This window comes from Cocleimonas sp. KMM 6892, from assembly GCF_035798195.1.
Taxonomy (GTDB): Bacteria; Pseudomonadota; Gammaproteobacteria; order Thiotrichales; family Thiotrichaceae; genus Cocleimonas; species Cocleimonas flava.
This window is the reverse complement of the sequence record NZ_JAPFBV010000001.1, coordinates 886,218-910,953: the sequence shown is the minus strand read 5'-3', so window position 1 is coordinate 910,953 and position 24,736 is coordinate 886,218. Positions and strand designations below refer to the sequence as shown.

The 24,736-nt window shown below is 39.8% G+C and carries 17 protein-coding genes; 10 read left to right on the top strand and 7 right to left on the bottom strand.

Annotated features, from left to right (window positions below; genetic code table 11):
- Window positions 1-12 precede the first annotated feature (12 nt).
- Window positions 13-351 (top strand): P-II family nitrogen regulator, encoded by a 339-nt coding sequence (glnK, locus tag OO007_RS04135; protein WP_131904739.1) that lies wholly within the window; start codon window positions 13-15, stop codon window positions 349-351.
- Window positions 352-419: 68 nt separating this feature from the next.
- Window positions 420-1,703: an ammonium transporter gene (locus tag OO007_RS04130; protein ID WP_131904738.1), complete on the top strand. Its 1,284-nt coding sequence runs from the start codon at window positions 420-422 to the stop codon at window positions 1,701-1,703.
- A gap of 687 nt (window positions 1,704-2,390) precedes the next feature.
- Here the strand turns inward: OO007_RS04130 and OO007_RS04125 are convergent.
- The 4 genes from OO007_RS04125 to OO007_RS04110 all read right to left on the bottom strand — a co-directional run bounded on the left by OO007_RS04125 (window position 2,391) and on the right by OO007_RS04110 (window position 6,984).
- Complete coding sequence (locus OO007_RS04125; protein WP_325807852.1) at window positions 2,391-3,335, bottom strand: PDC sensor domain-containing protein; 945 nt, start codon at window positions 3,333-3,335, stop codon at window positions 2,391-2,393.
- Between the two features lie 282 nt (window positions 3,336-3,617).
- Window positions 3,618-4,517 (bottom strand): ABC transporter ATP-binding protein, encoded by a 900-nt coding sequence (locus OO007_RS04120; protein ID WP_325807851.1) that lies wholly within the window; start codon window positions 4,515-4,517, stop codon window positions 3,618-3,620.
- A 57-nt stretch (window positions 4,518-4,574) separates the two neighbouring features.
- Window positions 4,575-5,477, bottom strand: coding sequence for an ABC transporter permease (locus tag OO007_RS04115; protein WP_442784330.1), 903 nt, complete (start codon window positions 5,475-5,477; stop codon window positions 4,575-4,577).
- A gap of 157 nt (window positions 5,478-5,634) precedes the next feature.
- Window positions 5,635-6,984, bottom strand: coding sequence for a CmpA/NrtA family ABC transporter substrate-binding protein (locus OO007_RS04110; protein WP_442784329.1), 1,350 nt, complete (start codon window positions 6,982-6,984; stop codon window positions 5,635-5,637).
- A gap of 394 nt (window positions 6,985-7,378) precedes the next feature.
- Between OO007_RS04110 and OO007_RS04105 the strand changes: the two genes are divergently transcribed.
- The 3 genes from OO007_RS04105 to cynS all read left to right on the top strand — a co-directional run bounded on the left by OO007_RS04105 (window position 7,379) and on the right by cynS (window position 11,752).
- Window positions 7,379-10,078, top strand: a complete 2,700-nt coding sequence (locus OO007_RS04105) for a molybdopterin-dependent oxidoreductase (protein WP_325807850.1) — start codon at window positions 7,379-7,381, stop codon at window positions 10,076-10,078.
- Window positions 10,079-10,416: 338 nt separating this feature from the next.
- Window positions 10,417-11,196, top strand: coding sequence for a PP2C family protein-serine/threonine phosphatase (locus OO007_RS04100; protein WP_325807849.1), 780 nt, complete (start codon window positions 10,417-10,419; stop codon window positions 11,194-11,196).
- 112 nt (window positions 11,197-11,308) lie between these two features.
- On the top strand, window positions 11,309-11,752 hold the full coding sequence (cynS, locus tag OO007_RS04095; protein ID WP_442784327.1) for a cyanase: 444 nt from the start codon (window positions 11,309-11,311) through the stop codon (window positions 11,750-11,752).
- Window positions 11,753-12,077: 325 nt separating this feature from the next.
- Here the strand turns inward: cynS and OO007_RS04090 are convergent, their stop codons facing one another.
- Both OO007_RS04090 and OO007_RS04085 read right to left on the bottom strand, forming a co-directional pair.
- Window positions 12,078-13,805, bottom strand: a complete 1,728-nt coding sequence (locus tag OO007_RS04090) for a bifunctional protein-serine/threonine kinase/phosphatase (RefSeq protein WP_325807847.1) — start codon at window positions 13,803-13,805, stop codon at window positions 12,078-12,080.
- A gap of 147 nt (window positions 13,806-13,952) precedes the next feature.
- Window positions 13,953-14,762: a formate/nitrite transporter family protein gene (locus OO007_RS04085; protein WP_325807846.1), complete on the bottom strand. Its 810-nt coding sequence runs from the start codon at window positions 14,760-14,762 to the stop codon at window positions 13,953-13,955.
- 555 nt (window positions 14,763-15,317) lie between these two features.
- Here OO007_RS04085 and nirB point away from each other — a divergent pair.
- From nirB to OO007_RS04060, 5 genes are all read left to right on the top strand, one after another.
- Window positions 15,318-17,753, top strand: coding sequence for a nitrite reductase large subunit NirB (nirB, locus tag OO007_RS04080; RefSeq protein WP_325808053.1), 2,436 nt, complete (start codon window positions 15,318-15,320; stop codon window positions 17,751-17,753).
- Window positions 17,754-17,776: 23 nt separating this feature from the next.
- Window positions 17,777-18,094 carry a nitrite reductase small subunit NirD gene (nirD, locus tag OO007_RS04075; RefSeq protein ID WP_131904733.1) on the top strand — a complete coding sequence of 106 codons (318 nt, stop codon included), beginning with the start codon at window positions 17,777-17,779 and terminating at the stop codon, window positions 18,092-18,094.
- 379 nt (window positions 18,095-18,473) lie between these two features.
- Window positions 18,474-18,659, top strand: coding sequence for an LPS translocon maturation chaperone LptM (gene lptM / locus OO007_RS04070; RefSeq protein ID WP_325807845.1), 186 nt, complete (start codon window positions 18,474-18,476; stop codon window positions 18,657-18,659).
- Window position 18,660: 1 nt separating this feature from the next.
- Window positions 18,661-19,914 carry a diaminopimelate decarboxylase gene (gene lysA, locus OO007_RS04065; RefSeq protein WP_131904731.1) on the top strand — a complete coding sequence of 418 codons (1,254 nt, stop codon included), beginning with the start codon at window positions 18,661-18,663 and terminating at the stop codon, window positions 19,912-19,914.
- 473 nt (window positions 19,915-20,387) lie between these two features.
- Complete coding sequence (locus tag OO007_RS04060; RefSeq protein WP_325807844.1) at window positions 20,388-23,387, top strand: FimV/HubP family polar landmark protein; 3,000 nt, start codon at window positions 20,388-20,390, stop codon at window positions 23,385-23,387.
- 2 nt (window positions 23,388-23,389) lie between these two features.
- Here the strand turns inward: OO007_RS04060 and hglS are convergent, their stop codons facing one another.
- Window positions 23,390-24,730: a 2-oxoadipate dioxygenase/decarboxylase HglS gene (gene hglS, locus OO007_RS04055; RefSeq protein ID WP_325807843.1), complete on the bottom strand. Its 1,341-nt coding sequence runs from the start codon at window positions 24,728-24,730 to the stop codon at window positions 23,390-23,392.
- Window positions 24,731-24,736: the final 6 nt, after the last annotated feature.

Below are 24,736 nucleotides of genomic sequence, written 5' to 3'. Positions count from 1 at the left end.
AGAAAGAACGCAATGAAATTGATCACTGCAATAGTTAAACCCTTCAAGTTAGATGATGTACGTGAAGCATTATCAGAAATTGGCATATCCGGAATCACTGTTACAGAAGTAAAAGGATTCGGCAGACAGAAAGGCCACACAGAACTTTATCGTGGTGCTGAATACGTTGTTGATTTTCTACCTAAGGTAAAAATAGAAGCCGCTGTTTCTGATGACATCGTTGATCAAGTCATTGAGTCAGTCACTAAAGCAGCAAATACGGGAAAGATCGGAGACGGCAAAATTTTCGTCACTGATATAGAACAAACCATTCGTATTCGCACGGGTGAAACTGGACCCGAAGCACTTTAAACAAAAGCCTCTTAATAAAGAGTCCTTTTAATTAAATTATTTAGAATACGAAACAGGAGTATTTCACAATGGAAAATAATATATTTGAATTACAGTATGCGTTAGATACCTTTTACTTCTTGGTATGTGGCGCATTAGTAATGTGGATGGCAGCGGGTTTTGCCATGCTAGAAGCAGGTTTGGTACGATCGAAAAGTACAACCGAAATTTTAACCAAGAACGTCGCACTTTTTGCTATCGCTTGTACTGCATACTTAGTTGTAGGTTACGAGATTATGTATGACGGCGGTATGTTCCTTAAAGATATTGCTTTAGATGGCGCTAAAACAGCTGAAGGTTTAACGGCTGCGGTATTAGCTGAATCTGCAGAAGCTAAATTTGATGGCGGATCTGTTTACTCAAACGCATCTGACTTCTTCTTCCAGGTAGTTTTCGTTGCAACTGCAATGTCTATCGTTTCTGGTGCAGTTGCTGAGCGTATGAAGTTATGGTCTTTCCTACTTTTCGCTGTAGTAATGACTGCTTTCATCTACCCAATGGAAGGTTCTTGGACTTGGGGCGGAAAATCAGTATTCGGTATGTATAGCCTAGGCGATGACTTCGGATTCTCTGACTTCGCTGGTTCTGGTATCGTTCACATGGCTGGTGCTGCTGCTGCGTTATCGGGTGTTATTTTACTCGGCGCAAGAAAAGGCAAATACGGTAAAGATGGAAAAATCACACCAATCCCTGGTTCTAACTTACCTTTAGCAACACTAGGTACATTCATCCTTTGGATGGGTTGGTTCGGATTTAACGGTGGTTCTGTACTTAAGCTAGGTGATGTTGCAAATGCTAACTCTGTTGCAATGGTATTCTTAAATACAAATGCAGCTGCTGCTGGTGGCGTTATTGTTGCACTTATCGTTGCACGCTTAATGTTCGGTAAAGCTGACTTAACAATGGCACTTAACGGCGCATTAGCAGGTCTTGTAGCAATCACTGCTGAGCCTTCTACTCCTACACCATTAATGGCTACTATCATCGGCGGTATCGGTGGTCTTATCGTTGTATTCTCAATCATCACGCTTGATAAAATGAAAATAGATGATCCAGTTGGTGCGATTTCTGTTCACGGTGTTGTTGGTCTTTGGGGACTACTTGCTGTACCTCTAACGAATGATGGCGCTAGCTTCTTTGGTCAGATCATGGGTGCTATCACTATCTTTGTCTGGGTATTTGTTACTTCATTCATCGTCTGGATGGTTATCAAGATGATTATGGGTATTCGAGTATCTGAAGAAGAAGAGTACGAAGGTGTTGATATTGGTGAGTGTGGTATGGAAGCTTACCCAGAATTCACTGGTAAATAAGATCGTACTTAATAGTAAAACAGTCTTTAATTAGACAAAAAAAAAGAGAGCCTAGGCTCTCTTTTTTTTTGAGGGTTATTTTTATACAAGAAATTATTATAAATAAAAATATTGTAAAAAAACGGTCCCAGATTAGCCATGGGGAGAAGATATGCGCAGCTGAAGTGTATCAACCATGACCTCTCTGGAACCAATATGAAGGTAAGGAAAGTCCCTCCATATAAACATTTGACGGTAACATTTCTGATTAGTTCCAAATAAAATAAGAAAATTATCTTGTATAGAAAGATTAAAAATAGATTTATCGGATAATCAATATCTTAGTGCTGATATTTTTTTAAAAAAATTTTAAATTAATGTGAAACAGTCACCATTTTCCTAAAAAAACGATCCCACCACTTGTTAGATTGAACAACTTTTTTATTTCTTTTGCGGTGGATGTTTTGTTTATCTCAACACAGCATCACTAAAAACCGTCAAGATCATCTGCTAACTTTACCCCGAAGATACGGCGATAAACTGATTCACCATCAAATGAAGAGATGACAGAGAAGCAATAGAGGAAAAACAGAAAACCAGCCGAAAGCACGCATAAAAAAGCAGTTTTAAGGGTTACCAAAAAACTGCCTATAAGTAGGGGGGTGCCAATTTAAAAAACGGCAAAAGGGTGAAATAGATTAATTTAGGCTAGCCGAACCAAAAACTATCCGCTTTGCTTAGAAACTCTTTAACAGTCATGTAGTGAGAGCCATCACAAGAAAACGTGAGCCCTACCATGCCATTGATCACATTTATGGATCCTGAGCGTAAATAGACCGTTTCATCGGCATTTCTAAGATCCTTTAGCCTATCCAATACCATTTTTACCTGGTGCTCAGGTACGGTAGATTCCGTAGGATATGGATGCGACGGATAAGCAAGACACACATCAGGATTAATAATCTCATCCAGAACGTGTAACTGATATTCGTAAGGCCGCTCGTAAGCCCACAATGTTGCTCGTGAACTACCATAATGCAGCTTCGCGTGAAAAATCCCGCGGTTGCAGACTAAATTGGTAATAATTTTATGCACCTGATCCAGGTTCTGATCCATTGCACTGATAACACGCTCTTGCTGAAACAGGTTCTTGCGAATAGCAGGATCACCTTTTATTTGCCGCCAGGACTGTTCTTGATTCACTTTAAGGTCATTATCAGGGAAGTCATCAATATCAAAATCAGCGACCACAAAACCTAATATATTTCCGTTTTCATGAAACACAGGGTGGGTCGCAGTGATGCTGGGCTTATGATCAACACTACTTAAATACACTGGCGATAATGCAAAGCCTTTTTCACTGTGGATATTATGCGTATAGGGTCGCTTCGATAAATCCTGACCGCGTGCATGTCGTTTGGTTGATCCGTCGGGGAAAATATTAGAGCTTATCTGTAAGCCTTGAAAATCAATCACGTAAAATAATTTTGATTGAGGAATTCTACTCACAGCCTGAATCAGATATTGGTCGATTTCTTCCGGGTATTCCCAGAACTTTGCGCAATCCATAGCGATTGCCAGCAATTTAAATTTTAACTGCGCCCCTAAACGATCTTTGCGCTTAGTGGTTATTTCCAAGAGTTGAGCATGCATTGCATTAATCCCCTTCGCTTCAGTTACGGTTTAAATAAAAGCCACCCCCCTACTTTGACGCGTTTTTTTTAGTGTTTTTTATGTTTCGTTATCTTTGAAGAAGGGCTTGCTCTACATTTTTTACAAAAAAGAAATCAGGAACAAAAGGTATTTTGGTAAAAGCTACATAGGAGGAGAAACCAAACCAATATAAATACCTTCCGTTCCTGATCATCAAGTCAGATCCCGCTAGAGTCTGACGGTCCACTTTATTGTAATTATTATTTTGTAGCTAGTTGGTTGCTAAGCTACTTTATTCTTTGGTTGCTGACTTTCTTTGAAATCAACAACGGGCGATTTTTCTGAACTATCGACAACAGTCTCGTCAATAGTTTCATCTTCTGTTAATTCTTCTGCTTTTTTTCCATGTCTCTCATACAAGAAACGCAATACTTCATGACGACAATGGTTGTACTGGGTACTCTCAGACACCTTAATTCTGTCACGTGGCTGCGGTAAATTAACCTCGAGTATTTCGCCAACGGTTGCTGCAGGTCCATTTGTCATCATCACTATACGATCAGACAAAAGTACTGCCTCATCAACATCATGAGTAACCATCATCATGGTGTTACCAAGATCGGCTTGTATTTCCATCACTGAATCTTGTAAGTGCGCGCGTGTTAAGGCGTCTAAGGCACCAAAAGGTTCATCCAGTAATAGAACTTCAGGTTCCATTGCTAAAGCTCTTGCGATACCGACGCGCTGCTTCATTCCACCTGATATTTCATCGGGACGCTTATCCAGTGCATGTTCCATATGCACCAGTTGCATATTGTGTTCAATCCATTCGCGCATTTCTGCTTTGCTTTTTTTGCCTTTAAAAATAGTTTTAACGGCAAGCTCAACATTTTCGTAGGCTGTTAACCATGGCAATAAAGAATGATTTTGAAAAACCATCGCACGCTCAGGTCCTGGAACAGTCACTTCTTTACCGTTTAAAATCACGCCACCAGCGGTTGCTTGATAAAGCCCAGCGATGACATTTAAAACGGTCGATTTACCACAACCCGAATGACCAATGATTGAGACAAACTCACCTTTTTTGATCTTAAGATTGACGTTTTCTAACGCTCTAAACGAACCATTAGGCGTAGGAAAATCCATATTTACGCCTGTTAATTCAAGATGAATTTTTTCCATGATCAAACCTCCTATCAGACTGTTATCAGCGTACTAATGCACGCATGGCGTCTTCTATTAACGTAATGCAACCGACTTATCCCAAGACACTTTTTTCTGTAGAAACAGCATGATTCGATCCAGTAAAAAGCCTATCAGGCCTATCACAACGACCGCTACCATGATTCTACCCAGTGAATTAGAACTGCCGTTCTGGAATTCATCCCAAACAAACTTTCCTAAACCAGGGTTCTGCGACAGCATTTCTGCCGCAATTAATACCATCCACGCAATACCCAATGACAAACGTAAACCTGTAAAAATCATTGGAATGGCTGAAGGTAAAACAATTTTTCTTACATGCGTCCACCAGCTTAAGCGCAAGACATGGCTGACATTTTGCAAATCTTTACTCACATTGGTAACGCCAACTGCAGTACTGATAATGGTTGGCCACAAGCAACAAAGTAGAACCGTAATTGCAGAGTTTAAAAATGATTTATCAAACCATGCATCATCGGATGTAACGTAGGTCGCACTCACGATCATGGTTACAATTGGCAACCATGCGAGTGGAGAAACCGGTTTAAATATTTGCACCAATGGATTTAAAGCGGCATAAACCGTTTTACTTAACCCTGCGACTATTCCAATGGGAATTGCGATCAAAGAGGCTAATAAAAACCCTGCCATTACAGTCACTACACTGGTAATGATCTGATCAAAAAACGTTGGATTACCCGCGTATTTACGAACCTTAATGGTTGCTTCTGGGTCTTTTGCTAACTTCTTGGCATTGCGTGTTTCTTGTCTTTCATAAAAAGCGACCTGCTTTTGGCGCTCATCTTTATGCTCAACAACTAACGCTTCAAATTGTGAGTAAACCTGTTTTGGGCCTGGCACTGCACCCAAAGATGTCACAACTTTTGGCGCTAATAAACTCCATAGCATCAAAAAGATTAGAACACCTAAAATAGGCACAGCAAAACTGACAAAAAATGCTTTAAAGTCTGCTTTACTAAATGTTCTGGATTCTATGCTTTGCGTACTCACTGCTTTATCCTCTTCCTTGTTTCCTGGCCTAAAAAGCCCGCCACACAATCTCTAAAGAAAGTGGGCGGGAACCGCTAGGAACTTGTTAGCCTTTGTCATCGCCTTTTAGGCCGATTTTAAATGACTCAATATAGTCATTTGGCTTGCTACCGTCGTAAGTAAGACCATCGATAAATTCATTTTGAGCTGGTTTAAATCCGGTTTCAGTCGCAAAATCAGGAAACTCTTCTTTCGAAATTTTTCCTTCTGCAATTAATTCTAATGCAGCAACTTTGTATAACTCTGGCTTGTACACTTTCTTCGCCATATCGGTATACCAAGTGTCTGATTTCTTTTCATCAATCTGTCCCCAGCGACGCATTTGCGTGAGGTACCAGATAGCATCTGAGTAATAAGGGTAAGTTGCGTTATAACGGAAGAACACATTGAAATCAGGCACTTCACGCTTATCGCCTTTCTCGTATTCAAATGTACCTGTCATTGAGTTAGCGATAACGTCAACATCTGCACCAACATAGTTTGGCTTAGCAAGAATCTTTACTGCTTCCATTCTATTTTTGTTGTTGTCTTCATCTAACCATTTAGCCGCACGAATCATTGCTTTAACAATTCTTGCCGTGGTATTTGGGTATTTTTTAGTAAATTCATCCGTCATACCAAATACTTTTTCCGGGTTATCTTTCCAGATTTCGTAGTCAGTTATAACTGGAACACCAATGCCTTTGAATACTGCTTGCTGGTTCCATGGCTCACCGACGCAATAACCATCGATTGTGCCTGCTTCCATGGTTGCTGGCATTTGTGGTGGTGGTGTTACTGAAAGTTGAACATCTGCTTGTAGTTGACCTTTGATATCGCCCTTAGAAGGTGCGTAATAACCAGGGTTTAAACCACCCGCCGCTAGCCAGTAACGTAGTTCGTAGTTATGTGTAGATACAGGAAATACCATACCCATTTTGAATGCCTTACCTTTATCTTTGTAAGATTCAACAACGGGTTTTAACGCAGCAGCACTGATTGGATGAACAGGCTTTTCATCTTTGTACTCAACGTGTTTTTTCATTTCTTCCCAAACAGCGTTCGATACCGTAATACCGTTGCCATTCAAGTCCATGGAAAAAGGTGTAACAATATGTGCTTTAGTACCAAAACCGATGGTTGCTGCAAGCGGCTGACCAGCCAACATATGCGCACCATCTAATTGACCATCGATAACGCCATCTAGAAGTACTTTCCAGTTCGCCTGTGCTTCTAGCTTTACGTATAGTCCTTCGTCTTCGAAATACCCTTTTTCGTATGCAATCGCTAATGGAGCCATATCGGTTAGTTTGATGAAACCGAACTTCAAATCTTCTTTTTCAGGTTCGCCTATTTCTGCATGAGCAGGAAGTGTGATTAGTGCAGCACTTATTGTGAAAGCGACACTGATAGACAAAGTCACCTTCTTAAGAATGCTTTTGTATGTTGATTTATGTTTTGGTTTACTTTTGCTACTGCTAATTTTCACTTAAAACTCCAATAACTATTTTTCTATAATTATTAGAACCTTTGCAAAGCCCATGCCAAAAATAAACAAAGACTAACTGAATTAACTATTAACTTACTGATATATAACACTATTACTCAAATTAAAAGTTCTCGAATTTCTATCAGTAATTATTATCAGTAGAATATTCTTCTTCAAAATAAGGCATCAAACATTAGAATTGCATCATACAAGTGCATTTCTTATTTTCATCAAAGCCACCCCCCTACTTACAGCCATAAATACCTTTGGCATATAAGTTGCAAATAAAAAGCATGAAACACTTAATGGTTTAACGATCTGTATGAATGTATTACAAACTGGAAGTATTAAAACTACTTGCCCCTACTGTGGTGTAGGTTGTGGTGTATTAGCCTCAATGGATGAGCAAGGTGTGGTATCAGTTAAAGGAGATCCTGATCATCCTGCGAATTACGGACGCTTATGCTCTAAGGGAACAGCGCTTGGGGAGACGGCCTATCTACAGGATAGATTGCTATACCCTGAAATAAAAGGAGAACAAGTTAGCTGGGATCAAGCACTTAGCACTATTTCAGGGCGCTTTTCTGAAATAATTGACGAACATGGTGCAGATGCTGTCGCTTTTTACGTATCAGGGCAATTGTTAACCGAAGATTACTACGTTGCCAATAAATTGATGAAGGGCTTCATTGGCTCTGCGAATATCGATACCAATTCACGACTGTGCATGTCATCAGCGGTTGCTGCATATAAACGCGCATTTGGTGAAGATTGCGTACCGTGTAGCTTTGAAGATTTAGATAAAGCCAACTTAATTGTATTAACAGGTAGCAATGCCGCCTGGTGCCACCCTATTTTATTTCAGCAAATAGTGCGTGCTAAAAAAGCCAACCCTAAATTAAAAGTCATCAATATTGATCCGCGTGAAACACAAACTACTAGCGCTGCAGATATTCAACTTTCTTTAAAACCAGGAACCGATGCGGTTCTATTCAATGGATTACTTAATTATTTAAAAGAACTCGATATAGAAAACAACTTCTTTACTGAAAACTGTACCAGTGGAATAGATGGTGCTTTACAGACGGCAAAGGAATCAGCCCCCAGTATTGCGAGTGTTGCTGAACAATGCGCACTTGCAGAAGAAGATGTCAGTGAGTTTTATAACCTGTTTGCCAATACCGAAAAAGTTGTCACTGTTTTTTCACAGGGTATTAATCAATCATCCAGTGGTGTTGATAAAGGTAATGCAATCATTAACTGCCACCTTTTCACAGGAAGAATTGGCCGACCAGGCATGGGACCCTTTTCATTTACCGGACAACCCAATGCCATGGGTGGCAGAGAAGTTGGCGGTTTAGCCAATCAACTCGCCGCTCACATGGATCTTGAAAACCCAGAGCATTGTGACCGTGTGCAACGCTTCTGGAATTCGCCCACTATCGCTAATAAACAAGGCTTAAAAGCTGTCGATTTATTCGAAGCCATCGATCAAGGCAAAGTTAAAGCGGTTTGGATAATGGCAACGAACCCTGTTGTCAGCATGCCTGATGCTGAAAAAGTAAAAGCAGCGCTGAAAAAGTGCGAGTTAGTCATTGTTTCGGATTGTGTCAGAGAAACAGACACCGCTAAAGTTGCGGATATTTTGTTACCTGCTCTAACATGGGGCGAAAATGACGGCACTGTCACCAATTCGGATCGTCATATTTCTCGTCGCCGTTCTTTTTTAACTGCTCCCGGTCAAGCTAAAGCAGATTGGGACATTATTACTGAAGTTGCCCATCGTATGGGGTATGCAGAACACTTTCCTTATGCATCAGCGGCGGATATCTTTCGTGAACATGCTGCATTATCAGCATTTGAAAACGACGATAAGGCAAACGCTCATCGCTTTTTTAACATTAGTGAATTACAGAATATCACTAATCAGGAATACGAAACGTTTCCTATCAAGCCCTGGCCAATAACAGCAGAATCACCAGCAGGGACTAAGCGACTTTTTTCGAATGGAAAATTTAATACGCCCGATGGCAAAGCACGTTTTATTAGCGTAACACCCAGGGCGCCCGCATTCAGCACCACCAAAGAATTTGACCTGATACTCAATACAGGCCGAGTTCGTGATCACTGGCATACCATGACACGCACAGGTGTATCGCCCCGTTTATCTGCACATATCCATGAGCCTTTTGTGGAAGTAAATCCGCTTGATGCGGCACAATATGGATTAACGGATCGCAGCCTTGCACGGATAAACGGACCGCTGGAAAAATCCGTGATTGTCAGAGTTCAATATTCTGACAAACAGCAACGCGGCAGTATATTCCTGCCCATACATTGGAATGGCCAATTTAGTAGTCGCGCGAATGTAGGCGCTTTAATCCCGTCAGTGGTTGATCCTATTTCCGGTCAGCCAGAATCAAAACACGGTATCGTCAATATAGAACCCTATGTGGGAAACTGGCATGGCTTTATCCTGTCTAACAACTCAACCAATCTTGATCTTGGTTTTGCCAAATACTGGGTTAAATCTCGTGGACGTGGTTTCTGGCGTTATGAAATGGCAGGGTATCACTGTGGCCCAAATTGGGCAGCGTTCTCTAAAGAACTGCTCGGCACAATCAGTGAAGATGAATGGATTGAATACTTCGATAAATCTAACCACACGTATAGAGCAGCCCAGTTTAGAGGCTCGAAATTAATCAATATCATCTTTATTGGCCCCAATGAAAAACTACCGCCACGTGACTGGCTAATCAGCCTTTTTCAAAAAGAAGAAATATCAAGAAGTGAGCGTATCAGCTTACTTAGCGGTAAACCTCCTGCTGATCAGGAAGACGCAGGCAAAACAGTCTGCGCCTGCTTTAATGTGGGAGAGAAAACCATTCTAAAGGCGATAAATGAAAAAGAGTTAACCACGCCAGAACAAATAGGTGAATGTTTACAGGCAGGCACTAACTGCGGCTCATGTTTACCAGAATTACGCGGTATTTTAGCGAGCAACACATTCGCTAGCGCCTAACTGGTGCGATAGAAAACACTATTGCACCATAATACCGCTATCATGCGCTTTTAAAAATTGTCACCCCCCTACTTACAGGCCTTTTTTTATTTGAATCTTCAAATACATAGGCTTTTACACTCAAGCACTCTGATTCTTTTGCTGAACCCCATCATTAAACCTAAATAAAGACTTCAACATAAACTGTAAACGGCAGTTCATGACCTATTAAATCTATATTAATCAGTAATTTAATTAAAACAAATAACTCGCATTAAAATTAACAGGCTTTAACTTTTATTAACTTGGCATGCATTTTGCAAATTCTTAAGTAAATTTAAAATTGGCAGAAAATAACCATGAATCAAATATTAGAGAAACCAGAAAATAAAAAATGGGATACAAAAATGCCGGGTAAACTAACCGTATCAATAGGCGAATATTCAGATAAAGGTCGTAAAGAAATCAATCAGGATTTTCATGGATCTTACTATCCCGAAGAACCTTTACTGTCATCCAAAGGAATCGCTTTGGCTATAGCCGACGGTATTAATAATAGTTACATAAGCCAGATCGCCAGTGAAACAAGCGTTGCTGGGTTTTTAGATGATTATTACGACACGTCTAAATCCTCAGCAGTAAAACGTTCTGCCGAACAAGTCCTTATAGCAACTAACTCATGGTTGCACGCACAGTCACAGAAAACTCATGGACACCCTGATAATGACAAAGACTATGTGTGTACCTTTAGCTCGCTAATTCTCAAATCTACCACCGCCCATATTCTACATATCGGTGATACGCGTATTTATCGATTGAGAGCAGGAAAACTGGAACAATTAACAACAGATCATTGCTTGCGAGTATCGGATGAAATCAGTTATCTCAATAGAGGGCTTGGCATTTATTCGATTCTGGATATCGATTATCAAACCACCCCCATGAAACTAGACGACGTGTTTTTCATGACAACAGACGGTGTTTACGAACATGTCAGTGATGATTTTATTATCGATACTATCGAAGAGCATATCGATGATCTTGATTTGGCAGCAGAATTATTAGTGGAACAAGCTTATCAAGTAGGAAGCTCGGATAGCCTTACTGCGCAATTAGTGAAAATTGATGAGTTGCCATGAATTGAGTCACCAGAATCCATTTGATTCCATAGATAAAATACATCTAGTTTTGTAAATAATATAAACACCTCATTCATACGTTAATAGCTTAGCCCATAATTTAAAGGAGTTTATGATGAAAAAAATTGAAATGACTGAAGAAATTTTTGCCGCCAAGAAATCCGCAGCGATTAGTTGGGAAGAACTTGCTGAGAAAGTTTCTATATCACCCGTGTTTTTAACTTCAGCGTGTTTAGGTATGAACAGCTTAGCTAAAGAACCTGCAGATAAAGTATGTGAAGTTCTTGGTTTAAGCACTGAAGTATCAGGAGCACTACAAGATTTTCCTCATAAAAGCTGGGATAAAGTCGTACCGACAGACCCCGTAGTCTATCGCTTTTACGAAATTGTTGGAGTATATGGAGACACGATTAAAGAAATAATCAAAGAAAAATTTGGCGATGGCATTATGAGCGCGATTGATTTTTCTATGCATATCGACAAAGAAGAAAACCCCGCGGGCGATCGCGTAGTAATTACCATGAACGGTAAATTCTTAGAATATAAATCGTGGTAAATTCCAAGCTTGTAGCAAAGTATTTATGACGACTTTATAACGACAGTTTTAGTTCGAATGGCTTATTAAAAGTCTAGTTTTGCCATAGATAATAGAAAACCGCCTAAAAGTGGGGGGGTGGCTTTTCTAGGCTCACCAAGAGCCAGAAATGACAAGTCAAATAAATGAGTTATTCGTTTTTAGACAACAAAACGATAAGCTCGCTAAAGTCCGTCGTATAATTAATGAGCAATGGTCGGCATACAATGTTCATGCTGGTTAAAAAGTTAAGTTGTTAACTAATGGCACCCCCATACTTTTAGCCACTTTTTTCTTTTTTATTAGTCTATTTAAACGCTAATAATGCAATAATAATCACTAGCTGTATCGCTGCAACAGATTGCCAAAAAACCGTGGGGTTTCTTTGCATTAGTGGCGGTTTTGTTTGATTGATAAAGTTTTTGTTCGGGTGCCTTAAATCGTACACAAATTCACTCAATACATCGTAACGCTTGAGCGGGTCTGGGTTAAGCGCTCTACGCAAGGTGAAATCTATCCAGAGTGGTATATCGGTATCATCACCAATCACGCTTTTATAATGTAATCTTCTTTGTGCAGAACGCGAGCGTGCTTTGGCCACTTGAGTTCCATAAGGCAATTTTCCAGAAAGCATTTGATAGGCAATAACCGCGAGTGAAAATTGATCTGCTTTCGCCGTAGGGAATTCACCAAGGAAATATTCCGGAGCCGTGAATTGTGCGGTACCTAATATCGCGTGTTCTTCATCTGCTGATTTCATTTCGTCGATACCTGCCACACTGGTTGAGCCGAAATCTATTATTTTTACCGTACCCGTTGTGTCAATCATGATGTTTTCTGGGCGTATATCTTGATGGAGCATATCTAGCCTATGAAAGGCGCGTAAACCCTGAGCGATTTGTTCAATAATGTTGCGCACAGTTTCGACTGGTGGTTTAGGGTTATCAATCATCCACTGCGCGAGTGTTTGACCCTCTATGTATTCCAGAACGATATAAAAAAAGTGTCGTTTGCGTGTTTGTTTAGTGGGCTTTAAAACATGGGCGCTATTGATACGTCGCGCGATCCATTCTTCTAATAGCAGTCGTTCCAGGTGATCGCTATCATCACTTAATTCTACTGATGGTGCTTTGATAACGACCTGTTCTTGTGTTTCGTCATCTACCGCTCGAAATACATGACTTCGGGCACTGGTGTAAAGTTTGCTAATAATCGTATAGCCATCAAAACGCATACGCGCTTGTAACTGGGGAGGAAAAGGAAGTTGAGCCGCTTCTTTGATCACTTCGGATGCTTCTTTTTCAGGCAGTGAATCAACACAGACAATTTGTATACTGATGTTATCGTCGCTGCCGTTACCTAGCGCTTTTTCTGCTATTTTTTCGGCTGCCTGTTGCAGATCATCTTTGTAAGTTTTACACAGTTCTGCCATCTCTTGGTCACTAATGAATTCAAAGATTCCATCAGTCATAAGCAAGAAGGTATCCCCTTCCTCCAGGTCAAAACGGCTGTAATCCAGATCGAGTTGTTGATTCATACCGAGCGCACTTTTTAAATACGACTCCTTACTGGAAACATTCACGCGATGCTCTTGCGTGAGCACTTCTAATCCCGAGTCATTTTGAAGTCGATAAATACGCGAGTCACCAACGTGAAACAGGTGAGCCGTGCTGGATTTAATCACTATGCCACTAAAGGTGCAGACATAACCTTTATTAAAGTTATAACGGAATTCGCTTTGTCTTGTTTGTGAATATAGCCATGAGTTAATGGCATTCAGTACGGTTAAACCAGAACGCTTAACACTCCATGCATCGGACGTACTGTAATAATCACTGACAAAACCCTCAATCGCGGCCTGACTGGCTTCCTGACTAACATTGCTGCTACTGATGCCATCAGCTAATGCAATCACAATACCTTTTGAATCGAGCTGAGGCACTTCGGGGGTTTCTATACCGCAATAGTCCTGGTTAACTTCTTTTAAGCCTTTGTCAGAATATTGACCAGATTTTATAGAGAGTGTTTTTTTCATTTATTACTTACCAGAATACTTATCACAAACTAGATATACATCTGCGAAATACATTGACAGAACAGCTACGAAATAGACGCAAAAATAATACGCAAAAAAAAGCCCCGACCGAAGAAGGGCGAGGCTTTATTGTATCTCATCTACTACTTAACTTTTACGAGCTGCACTAGTACGAACGTGCGTGTAGTAAAGTGGTAATCCAACTAATAGTAAACCACCTGCCAAGTTACCAAGTACCGTTGGAATTTCATTCCACATTAAGTAATCACCAATTGTGAATTCACCACCCATAATCATTGAGAATGGGAAAAGGAACATATTTACAATTGAGTGTTCAAAGCCCATATAGAAGAACAGCATGATTGGCATCCACATGGCCGCCATTTTACTACCGGCAGATGTTGAAATCATTGCACCAACAACACCCATCGAAACCATCCAGTTACACAGCATGCCACGAATGAAAATTGTGAACCAACCGCCTGCACCGTGCTCTTTATAACCTAAAGTACGAGATTCACCAATGTGCCCTACCTTTTCAGCTATAACTCCACCATCTATTGCATAGCCGTAGGTTAATATAAAGGATGCAAAGAATGCGACGGTGATAGCACCACAGAAGTTACCAACAAACACTAAACCCCAGTTACGAAATAATTCACTAACAGTACACCCTGCACGTTTATCTATAACTGCTAGAGGTACTAATGTGAAAACACCTGTGAGCAAGTCAAATTTCATTAGGTAAAGCATGATAAAACCAACTGGAAACAATATAGCTCCAGCTAATGGATTACCTGTTTTTACGGTGACTGTTATGGCAAAAAATGCAGCTAGAGCAAGTATTGCACCCGCCATGAATGCACGAATAAACGTATCTTTAGTGGACATGAAAATTTTCTGTTCACCAGCATCTACCATCTTGGTAACGAATTCACTAGGTTCTAAATAAGCCATAAATCATCCTTTATTTGTTTAAATTTAAAGTAATCAAATTTATATAAAGCAAGATAAGTGCCAACTAAAACTGCGTGTAAAAAGTTTTGCAGGTGTTTTTATCAACTTTGCCTTTGATAGTGGTGCATTCTTGATGAGTCTATTATTTAAAACTATACCCACAGTCATATTTTTCAAATCAAACTCTGCTACACAAATCAATGCATAGAAAACCATTAAAGCGCACATCTATAGTGCCACATTCTAAATTTGCACTGATTCTGGGCGCTTTTTGAGCATAAAAAATATCAACCACTCTGCTTTTAGCGGGCTTTTCGTAAAGTCTTTTTAAAAAATAAAGCTCGATTACTAGCTTAAGCATTACGTGTTATTCATTTACTTTTTTTAAATCACAGCCATCTAGTCGTATAACCTTGTTTCCAAGGTTGTCTCGCCCATCTCAACTACTCATGTTTTATCTGCAAGCTTCCAATCAATAATCTCACAAAACTTTGGCACGTTATTTGCTCATCTATTAATTAACAACCATTAAATGGAGTTTTTCCTGTGAGTGACATTGCTAAACAAAACCTTATATTAGTCGGCAACGGAATGGCCGGCATGCGCACGATTGAGGAGCTCTTAAAGCTAGAACCTGAAAAATACAATATTACTGTATTTGGTGATGAGCCTTACGGTAACTACAACCGCATCATGTTATCTCCTGTTTTAGCGAATGAAAAAACACTCGAAGAGGTCATGCTTAACGATGACAATTGGTATCAGGAAAACAATATCCGTTTCGAAAAAGGGAAAAGAGTTACTGATATTGACCGAGTAGCTAAAAAGGTTATTGCTGAAGACGGCACAGAATTATCCTACGATAAATTATTAATAGCGACGGGTTCCACGTCATTCATGCTGCCTCTACCAGGTGCAGATAAAGAAGGCGTAATTGGTTTCCGTGATGTTAAAGATGTCGATGCGATGGTCGATGCCGCCCTCAATTACAAGAAAGCTGTCGTAATAGGCGGTGGTTTATTAGGACTTGAAGCGGCTAACGGATTAATGAAACAAGGCATGGATGTTACCGTTGTTCATATCGGTGACAGCCTAATGGATCGCCAGCTTGATAAAGACGCGGCGACAATGCTCAAAACATCGCTCGAAGAAAAAGGCATGAAGTTTTTAATGTCTCATGCTTCTGAAGAAATTTTAGGTGATGGACGAGTTACAGGGTTACGTTTCAGTGATGGCTCAGAAGTTGATGCTGATTTGCTAGTTATGGCGGTAGGTATCAAACCTAATTTCGAACTTGCCAAATCGACTGGCTTGCACTGTGAGCGCGGCATAGTAGTCAGCGACACGATGCAAACTTTCGACCCCAATATTTACGCGATTGGTGAGTGTGTTCAGCATCGTGGACAAGTCTACGGTTTGGTTGCACCATTATTTGAGCAAGCTAAAGTTGCAGCTAATCACCTTGCTGAATTAGGTTATGGTCGCTACGAAGGCACTGTTACTTCTACGATGCTTAAAGTAACGGGCATTTCATTGTTCTCAGCCGGTGACTTTATCGGTGACGACGATACCGAAGAATTATTATTTCGCGATGTAGCCAGCGGCACCTACAAAAAATTAATACTACGTGACAATGTTATTATTGGCGCCTGTTTATACGGCGATACCATGGACGGCACCTGGTACTTCCAGATGATGAAAGACGGGACCAATATTTCCGATTTCCGTGACTCTATTTTATTCGGACAAGCGCACTTAGGCGATGCAGGTCACGGCGATGAAACCCGTGTAGCTGCAATGGCAGATAATGCTGAAATTTGTGGTTGTAACGGCGTTTGTAAAAGTGAAATCGTTAATGCCATCACAGAAAAGAAATTATTTACTCTTGATGATGTACGCGCACATACCAAAGCTTCTGCATCATGTGGTTCTTGTACGGGTTTGGTTGAATCTTTGCTGGCTCATACTTTGGGTGGTGATTATTCACAAGCACCCAGCAAGAAATCATTGTGTGGTTGCACCGAGTTAACCCATGAAGAAGTTCGTGCTGGTATTCGAGAAATGCACTTAAAAGATCATGAAGATGTGCGCAAAACACTAAACTGGAAAACAGAAGATGGTTGCGCGGTTTGTCGACAGGCAACCAACTATTATCTACTGTGCGAAAACCCTGAATACAACGACCCTGAGTCCCGCTTTATAAATGAACGGGCACATGGAAATATCCAGAAGGACGGAACGTATTCTGTGGTTCCACGTATGTTTGGCGGTATGTGTACGCCAAAAGATCTACACGCAATAGCTGATGTGGCAGAAAAATTCAAAGTCCCTGAAATGAAAGTGACAGGTGGACAGCGTATTGATATGTTCGGCATCAAAAAAGAAGATTTACCACTGGTATGGAAAGATCTCAGCGAAGCTGGTTTTGTTTCCGGGCATGCTTACGGTAAAGCAATGCGAACCTGTAAAACCTGTGTTGGAGATTCCTGGTGCAGAATGGGTACTCAGGATTCAACCGGTTTAGGGGTAAAACTAGAAGAGCTCACTTGGGGTTCCTGGATGCCACATAAATACAAACTGGCAGTATCAGGTTGTCCACGTAATTGTGCTGAAGCAACCATCAAAGATTTTGGAGTGGTATGTGTTGATTCTGGTTATGAAATTCATGTCGGTGGTAATGGTGGAATTAAAGTTCGCGTAACGGACTTCTTAATCAAACTCGATACCGAAGAAGAAGTGCTCGAATACTGTGCCGCCTTCAGCCAATACTATCGTGAAGATGCACACTACTTAGAGAGAACAGCACCCTGGATAGAACGTGTTGGTCTGGACAAAATTAAAGCTGCTGTTCTGGATGATGAGGCCAATAGAAAAGCACTTTATGAGCGCTTCATCATTTCACAAAAACCTGCGCAGATTGACCCTTGGAAGAAACATGCAGATGGCGTGGATGAAAATCAGTTTAAATCAATTAAAATTACAGCGGCGTAAGCGACGGGACATAGGATAAAAATATGAACAATTGGTTAGAAATAGTCGCCCTTGAAGAAATTCCTGTTTTAGGTTCGCGAGTGGTAGAAACAGACACTGTCAATATCGCTGTATTCAGAGGCAAAGAAGACACCGTGTTTGCCATAAAAGATCAATGCCCTCATAAACAAGGGCCTCTTTCACAAGGTATTATGCATGGTGATTCTGTCACCTGCCCCTTACACAACTGGAAAATAAGTCTGGTTTCTGGTGAAGCTTTAGGTGCAGATGAAGGTTGTACTAATGTTTATGAAACGAAAGTCGAAGACGGTAAAGTATTTTTAAAGAGTCCTTCCAGCTAATATTTCAGTTAGCTAAATATCCTACTTAGTTACTTCTTGGGATAGCTTTATTAGCAATAAAGTAAAATTTAAGATTAAACAGGGTTAATTACCTCTATTCGATATACTAAGTCATTATAGTTAATGGCTTAGCAAACCTTAATAATACTCTCTTGCTTGATGTCTCTGTTATTAAAAACCTGTTTAATAACAGAGACAATGATCTCATGCCCATTGCCCATCCACATCCACAGCAACAACAAAAGAACAAAGGCACCCTCCCACTTTCGGGCATTTTTTCTTATATTTTTGTAAATGCGTAAATACACGTTTTTGTAAAACGTTTATGTAAAGAATTGGTATACTTCGTCGTTTTCACACATTTAGAAACAGAACTACCATGCTAAAAAATTTTTGCTGGGCTCAAAAACTATTCGCGCTAATGGTTTTCGCATTATTCATCTTGAGTGTTTCCAGCTTAGTCACTGGCTGTGGCAACAAAGGTGATTTGTATTTACCTGATAGCAAAAGTTCTGCTGCTAAATCAAAAACACCTAACTCAGAACAATCACCAAAGAAGCATTGATATGGACTTTTTTAATTATAAAAATGGGCAACTATTTGCCGAAGATGTAGCACTAGACGATATTGCAAAACAATACGGAACCCCTTGCTATGTATATTCAAGAGCAACCTTAGAACGACATTATCACGCATTCAATGATGCTTTCGGTGAGCAACCACATTTAATCTGCTATTCGGTAAAAGCTAATTCAAATATTGCTATTTTAAATTTATTGGCGCGCTTGGGTTCTGGCTTTGACATTGTTTCTGTCGGTGAATTAGAACGCGTTTTGAAAGCCGGTGGAGACCCTAAGAAAATAGTATTTTCTGGTGTTGGTAAACGTGCGGATGAAATGCAACGCGCATTAGAAGTCGGCATTCGCTGTTTTAATGTCGAATCAGAAGGTGAATTAGTACGACTTAACGATGTTGCTGCGAGCATGGATAAAATCGCTAGCATCTCGATTCGTGTGAATCCTGATGTCGATGCAAAAACTCACCCTTATATATCAACGGGCTTAAAAGAAAATAAGTTTGGTATCGATATCAGCCTTGTTGAAGCAGTTTACCTTCGCGCTGCGGCGATGGAAAATATTAATGTCACTGGCATTGATTGCCATATCGGTTCACAACTCACTGATGTTACGCCATTTATGGATGCACTTGAACGTTTGCTGGATTTAGCAGATCGTTTAAAAGCACAAGGTATTGATATCAAACATCTCGATTTAGGCGGTGGTTTGGGTGTGCGCTATAAAGATGAAACGCCACCATTGCCGTCTGAATACACCGAAAAATTATTCACCAATGAAAAACTAAAAGAATACGAAATCGTTATCGAGCCGGGTAGGGCGATTGCAGCAAATACAGCTGTATTACTGACTAAAGTCGAATACCTAAAACACGGTGAAGAAAAGAACTTTGCCATCGTTGATGCCGCGATGAATGACTTGATCCGACCTTCTCTGTATCAAGCATGGCAAGCAATTATTCCTGTGAATGAAGATAGCTCTGCAGAAACCAGAACCTACGATATTGTTGGCCCTATTTGTGAAACCGGCGACTTTCTCGGTAAAGATCGTGATTTGGCATTAGAACAAGAAGATTTATTAGCAATACGTTCTGCTGGTGCTTACGGTTTTACCATGGCTTCAAACTACAATACACGACCACGTGCTGCTGAAGTTTTAGTCGATGGCGAACAATCCACGGTCATTAGAAAACGTGAAACGATTGAAAGCCTGTTTGAAAATGAAATCATGCTACCCAAGGAATAATCGTTTATTGGAGCATTATTCTAGTAATTAAACATTGTCACCCCCCTACTTATGAAGGATATATCTTTTTTATTCTGTTAAAACTCAATAGAATTTATCCTTTGTGAGTAGGGGGGTTATAAAAAAGTGCTGATTTATAACGGCTTTTATAGGGCCTTCTTGTTAAACAGACCAAGCTCTAATTGCTATAAACATGGTCTTTAACGTAAACCTAATAATAAAATTAAAATTTTAAGCTATTAATTTAATTAGTTATTTTTTGTTAGCGTCACTCTTTTCATTATCACGTTCGTGATTAAATAGATAACTTAACTAAGTTAACTTATTACCCCCATAAAAAAACTCATATACCGTTTGTCACGTAATAATCGCCTTATATCGTCAGATGAAATAAATTAGATCGTGCGAGAAAGATATAAGATGCGTACGAGAAATACCTTACGTAATAATAAAAAAAAATAAAAGGAAAATGCGTGAAGAAGAAAGCTCTTGTGCTAGCAAGCTGTGTAGCATTTGCGACGCCAACAATTAGCATTGCCCAGGCCATGCCGAATAATTCGGTCGGCTTAAATCTGGGAGACATAAATGCGACGTCATACCTTAATCAACCATTTAAGGGCTCTATACCTTTTTTATTTACTAGTGTAGAAAGCACTCGTCAATTATCTGTACGGCTAGCTCCAGAGCATGTATTTGATCAGATTGGTGCTGAAAAGCTACCCATTCTTAATAATTTACAATTTCACATCGTCAACCAATCGAATAAACCTGTTATTCAAATAAGCTCAAATTCTCCAATCCAGCTCCCCTTTTTAAATTTTGTATTGGAAATAGAAGGACCAGAAGGTGTTCTCTATCAAGATTACACCGTTCTGCTTGATCCTCAGGGCTACCAGGCTGAATCACAAATAACGCAGGGCCAACCTACGCTGTTTGAATTTTCTAATGATTCATCCTTAGAAGCGATAAATGACGCGACCTACCAAAGCAATGAAAGTGAAATTAGCAATAACGACTTACCTGTCACCTATTCATCGACAAGTGTTGTTACCAATAAGGCAAAAAATCACAAAATAAAGTCAGGTGATTCATTATCTCGAATTGCTAAACAATACAAACCCAATGATATTTCGCTGAATAAAATGATGCGTGCAATTTTTGATAAAAACCCGAAGGCATTCATTCGTGGGGATATCGACAAGATTAAAAGAGGCGTTGTTTTAACTTTGCCTTCACACAAAGAGTTAACTGGTTTGAATAACATTGCAAAGAAAATCGAATTTAAAGGTAAAACTCCTAAAGTTTCAGAAGTAACGCTTTCTAAGGATACCTACAAAGTTGTTAAGGGCGATAGTCTGTCTAAAATCACACAAAAATTTGTCGATAAAGACACATCTTTTACCAAAATGATGAATGCTATATTTACGGCTAACCCCGAGGCTTTCTCCCAGAATAACAAGAGTCAGTTAAAAGCAGGTGCCACACTGAAAATTCCTTCTTTTAACGAAGTAGCATCTGCACCAGCAGAGGAAAATCCAAAAGTTGAAACGCCTGCTGTGACTACTGTGGCAATCAGCTCAGAATCTACACAGGTTAAACCCAGCAAAATAGAACCAGAAAAGACGGCGTCTACCGAAAATACTGCTGTGACAAAGTCCAAAACAGATCTGCCGCTTGATCAACTATCTCTGAGTACCTCGAATCAAAATTCAACAAGTATTGTTGAAACAAGGGTACTAGAAGAAAATGAATACCGAATTAAAGAAGGCGACACATTAACAAAAATCGCAAAAGATATTGGTTACAAGAATGTATCTTTCACCAAAATGATGAAGGCGATTTATACAGAAAACCCTCAGTCTTTTGAAGAAAACAATATAACAAAACTGAAAGTTGGTTCTGTATTAGTGTTACCAGAACTAAGCGTTATCGAAGGAGTTACATCAACGCCTGATGCTAAAGCTAACATTGATATACAAGCAAAAGATGAAGTAACAAACACTCAGAAATTATCTGACAGTTCTGTTGCTAGCACATCCGTTAACGATGCTCCTGAGAAAGCAGGTGACAGCAAAAGCAGTGAAAAATCAAATGTCATCAATATGCAGACTAAGCTAGCGGGTAAAATTGCCGCCAATAGCGAATCTGTTACAGAAAAGCTGGCAACAACGAGTATTAATAATAATGCTGAAACTGTTGTCTCACCTATTACAAGTCTAGATACATCAAATTTAGAAAAGCGTATCCGTGAACTTAGATCAGAACTTGATCAGGCTCAATCTGGTTTATCGAAAATGAAGACGGAGCTATCTACAAAGGATGCCATCATTTTTGAAAAGGACAGCCAGCTAGTAGATTTAAAGTCATCGTTGATTAAACTTAAAATCAGCAATGAACAAAATCAAGGGATACTAGAAAGTCAGGAATTAGCCCCCGAAGACATCATCATAGAAGATGAACTTTACCCAGAAACTACTTCGTCTACCGCAGAAGCGGCAGCATTAAGTATATTAAAACCATCATCTATTGCAGAAACTGATGATGGTTTTAATCAAATGTTAAGTAATTTAATACAGGATTACTCCGGTAAAACTTCACCGAAAAATCTCGCTTATTTATCAATGGCGTTGATTTTAGGTTGGTTACTGATTAGATATCGCCGCGAAATTTATTCTTACACTGCGATTAATTTAGATGAGCCAAAATATTATCCTGCGCCAGGTATTGATGATTATGTATTGAAAGAACGTAATATTACCCATCAAGACTCGATAACCGAAATAGATCCTATAAAAGAATATGTAGAAGATATCGAAAACAATTCTATCGCTGAGTTATATAGCGACCCGGTTCAAGAATTTACAGATCAAGAAACTGTGGAAGAAACGGTGAAAGAAACCGTAGAAGAAATTGAATTAGATATCATTGAAAATGAAGTGACTAAGACTGAAATGTCTGAAAATGAAGTGCATAAAGAGGAATCAATCTCCAAGGAAACAAAAGAGATTGAGCACTGTGAGCATTTAGTCACAGAACTATTTAGTGATCTTAATTCCAGCTCTAGCTCAAAAACTGAAGTTTCTATTGGTGATAATGAGTGGCTCAGTATTGAAAAAATCTGCGATGACTACATCGAAAGTAAAAACGAAGAAGACACAAAAGTCGTTGTTGATATGCTTACCGTCGATTCTCTAGCAGATGATACTCTAGACTTTGATACACCTAAAGTTGCAGAACTTAATGCCTCTGAACAAAAAGTCACAGCACCGAAGCACAGTGACTTAGATAAAAATGATGTAATCGACTTCAAAGACGCAAAACCAGCCACCGAATCTGATGTGACTGATTTTGATGAAATGATGTCAGATTTACTAAAAAGCCTGGATGGTGTGGAAAAATCCATCAACATCAACTCTTCACTAAAACGAAAAGTTAAAGACTTGAAGGCCGATCCCACGGAAAAGTCCACATAAAATCAGTATTCAGCTAATGCGCGTTCAATAGAAGCTTGTTGCTGACTCTGGTATAGATCAAAAGCATTGACTACTTGAGTACCCAATGCTTTTTCAAAGCTATCCTGATTTGGACTTTGTTGAATCTTATTTTCAGCCTCATTATCTTGCGCTAGGTTAGACGTAAAAATCCCCGCTGCACTTACTGGCAAAAAGTCTTCATATCTAATCGGCTTGAAATCAATATTTCCGCTTTCGATAAGCGCTTCCAAGGAACGTTTTTGCTTATCCAGGCAGCAAGGTTGCTTGGTATCAAAGTAGTTGAAATATGCCAGTTCCTGCTTTCTTAATTCCTCATAACTATCGGGAAAATCAGCGAAGGCATTTTGCAAAGTTGTTGCATGGTCTTCCTTGTCGCTTTTATTGCTACGCGCAAGATTTAGTAGCTCATCGTAAAGCGCACGCCCTTTCGGTGTTAATGCTATACCTCTTTGTTCTACCTCTCCGAATCTTGCTGTATGTGTGCCTGTTTCTCCATCCGTGAATGAGACTGCTTCATCAAGTGCGATAAAACTCGTTTGGCGTAATAAAATATCACAGTCTCTATTCGGCGGTCCTTCAACAACGGCTTTTGCTTTGAAACCCTGATTCTTAAACTCACTTTGAATCTCATCAATATCCAACACCTTGGGTGTCAAATGATTGATATGTGGACCTTTGAAAGACACCACATCAGCGACTAGTCGGTGTGTATTATTCAATGCATCGTATTGTTCTTTCTTTACATTTGCCTGTTGATGCCAACGAAATATTTCGAGTGCCTCGGCAACAAACACAGCAGCATCTTGTTCGTTTAAGCCACCCTGACTTTCTGATTTATCGAGTAAGGCGACTAATTCATCAGTGACTATATTTCTGGTAGAAAGTATCTGTTGAGCTTCTTCACGCAGTGCTTCATCAGCAATTAAATCTAATCGCAGTAGCGAAGTAAAAACACGAAATGGACTGATTAGTAACTGTTCGGGTTCTAAAGCTCTGAAAGCTGTGGAATGAACAGGAATTCCGGCCACACTCAAATCATAATAATCTACAGGGAACATACCCATAACATTGAAAACACGTCTTAGCGCCGATAGTTCTTCAGCTGTTCCGACACGAATTGCGCCATGATGTTCTTTGGCTAATAAAGCGTCTTCATCCGACGATAATGTGATTGAGTTTTGCTGGATGAAGTTATTATTGGATTGCTTCACTAACGATAACAATCGACCGTATTCAGGTACTTCCTGCTGGTACATATCAGACATGGCAGCAGCAAAACTCTGGCGAATTTTATCTTTAGATAGAACAGTAGAAGAAGTCATAATCTC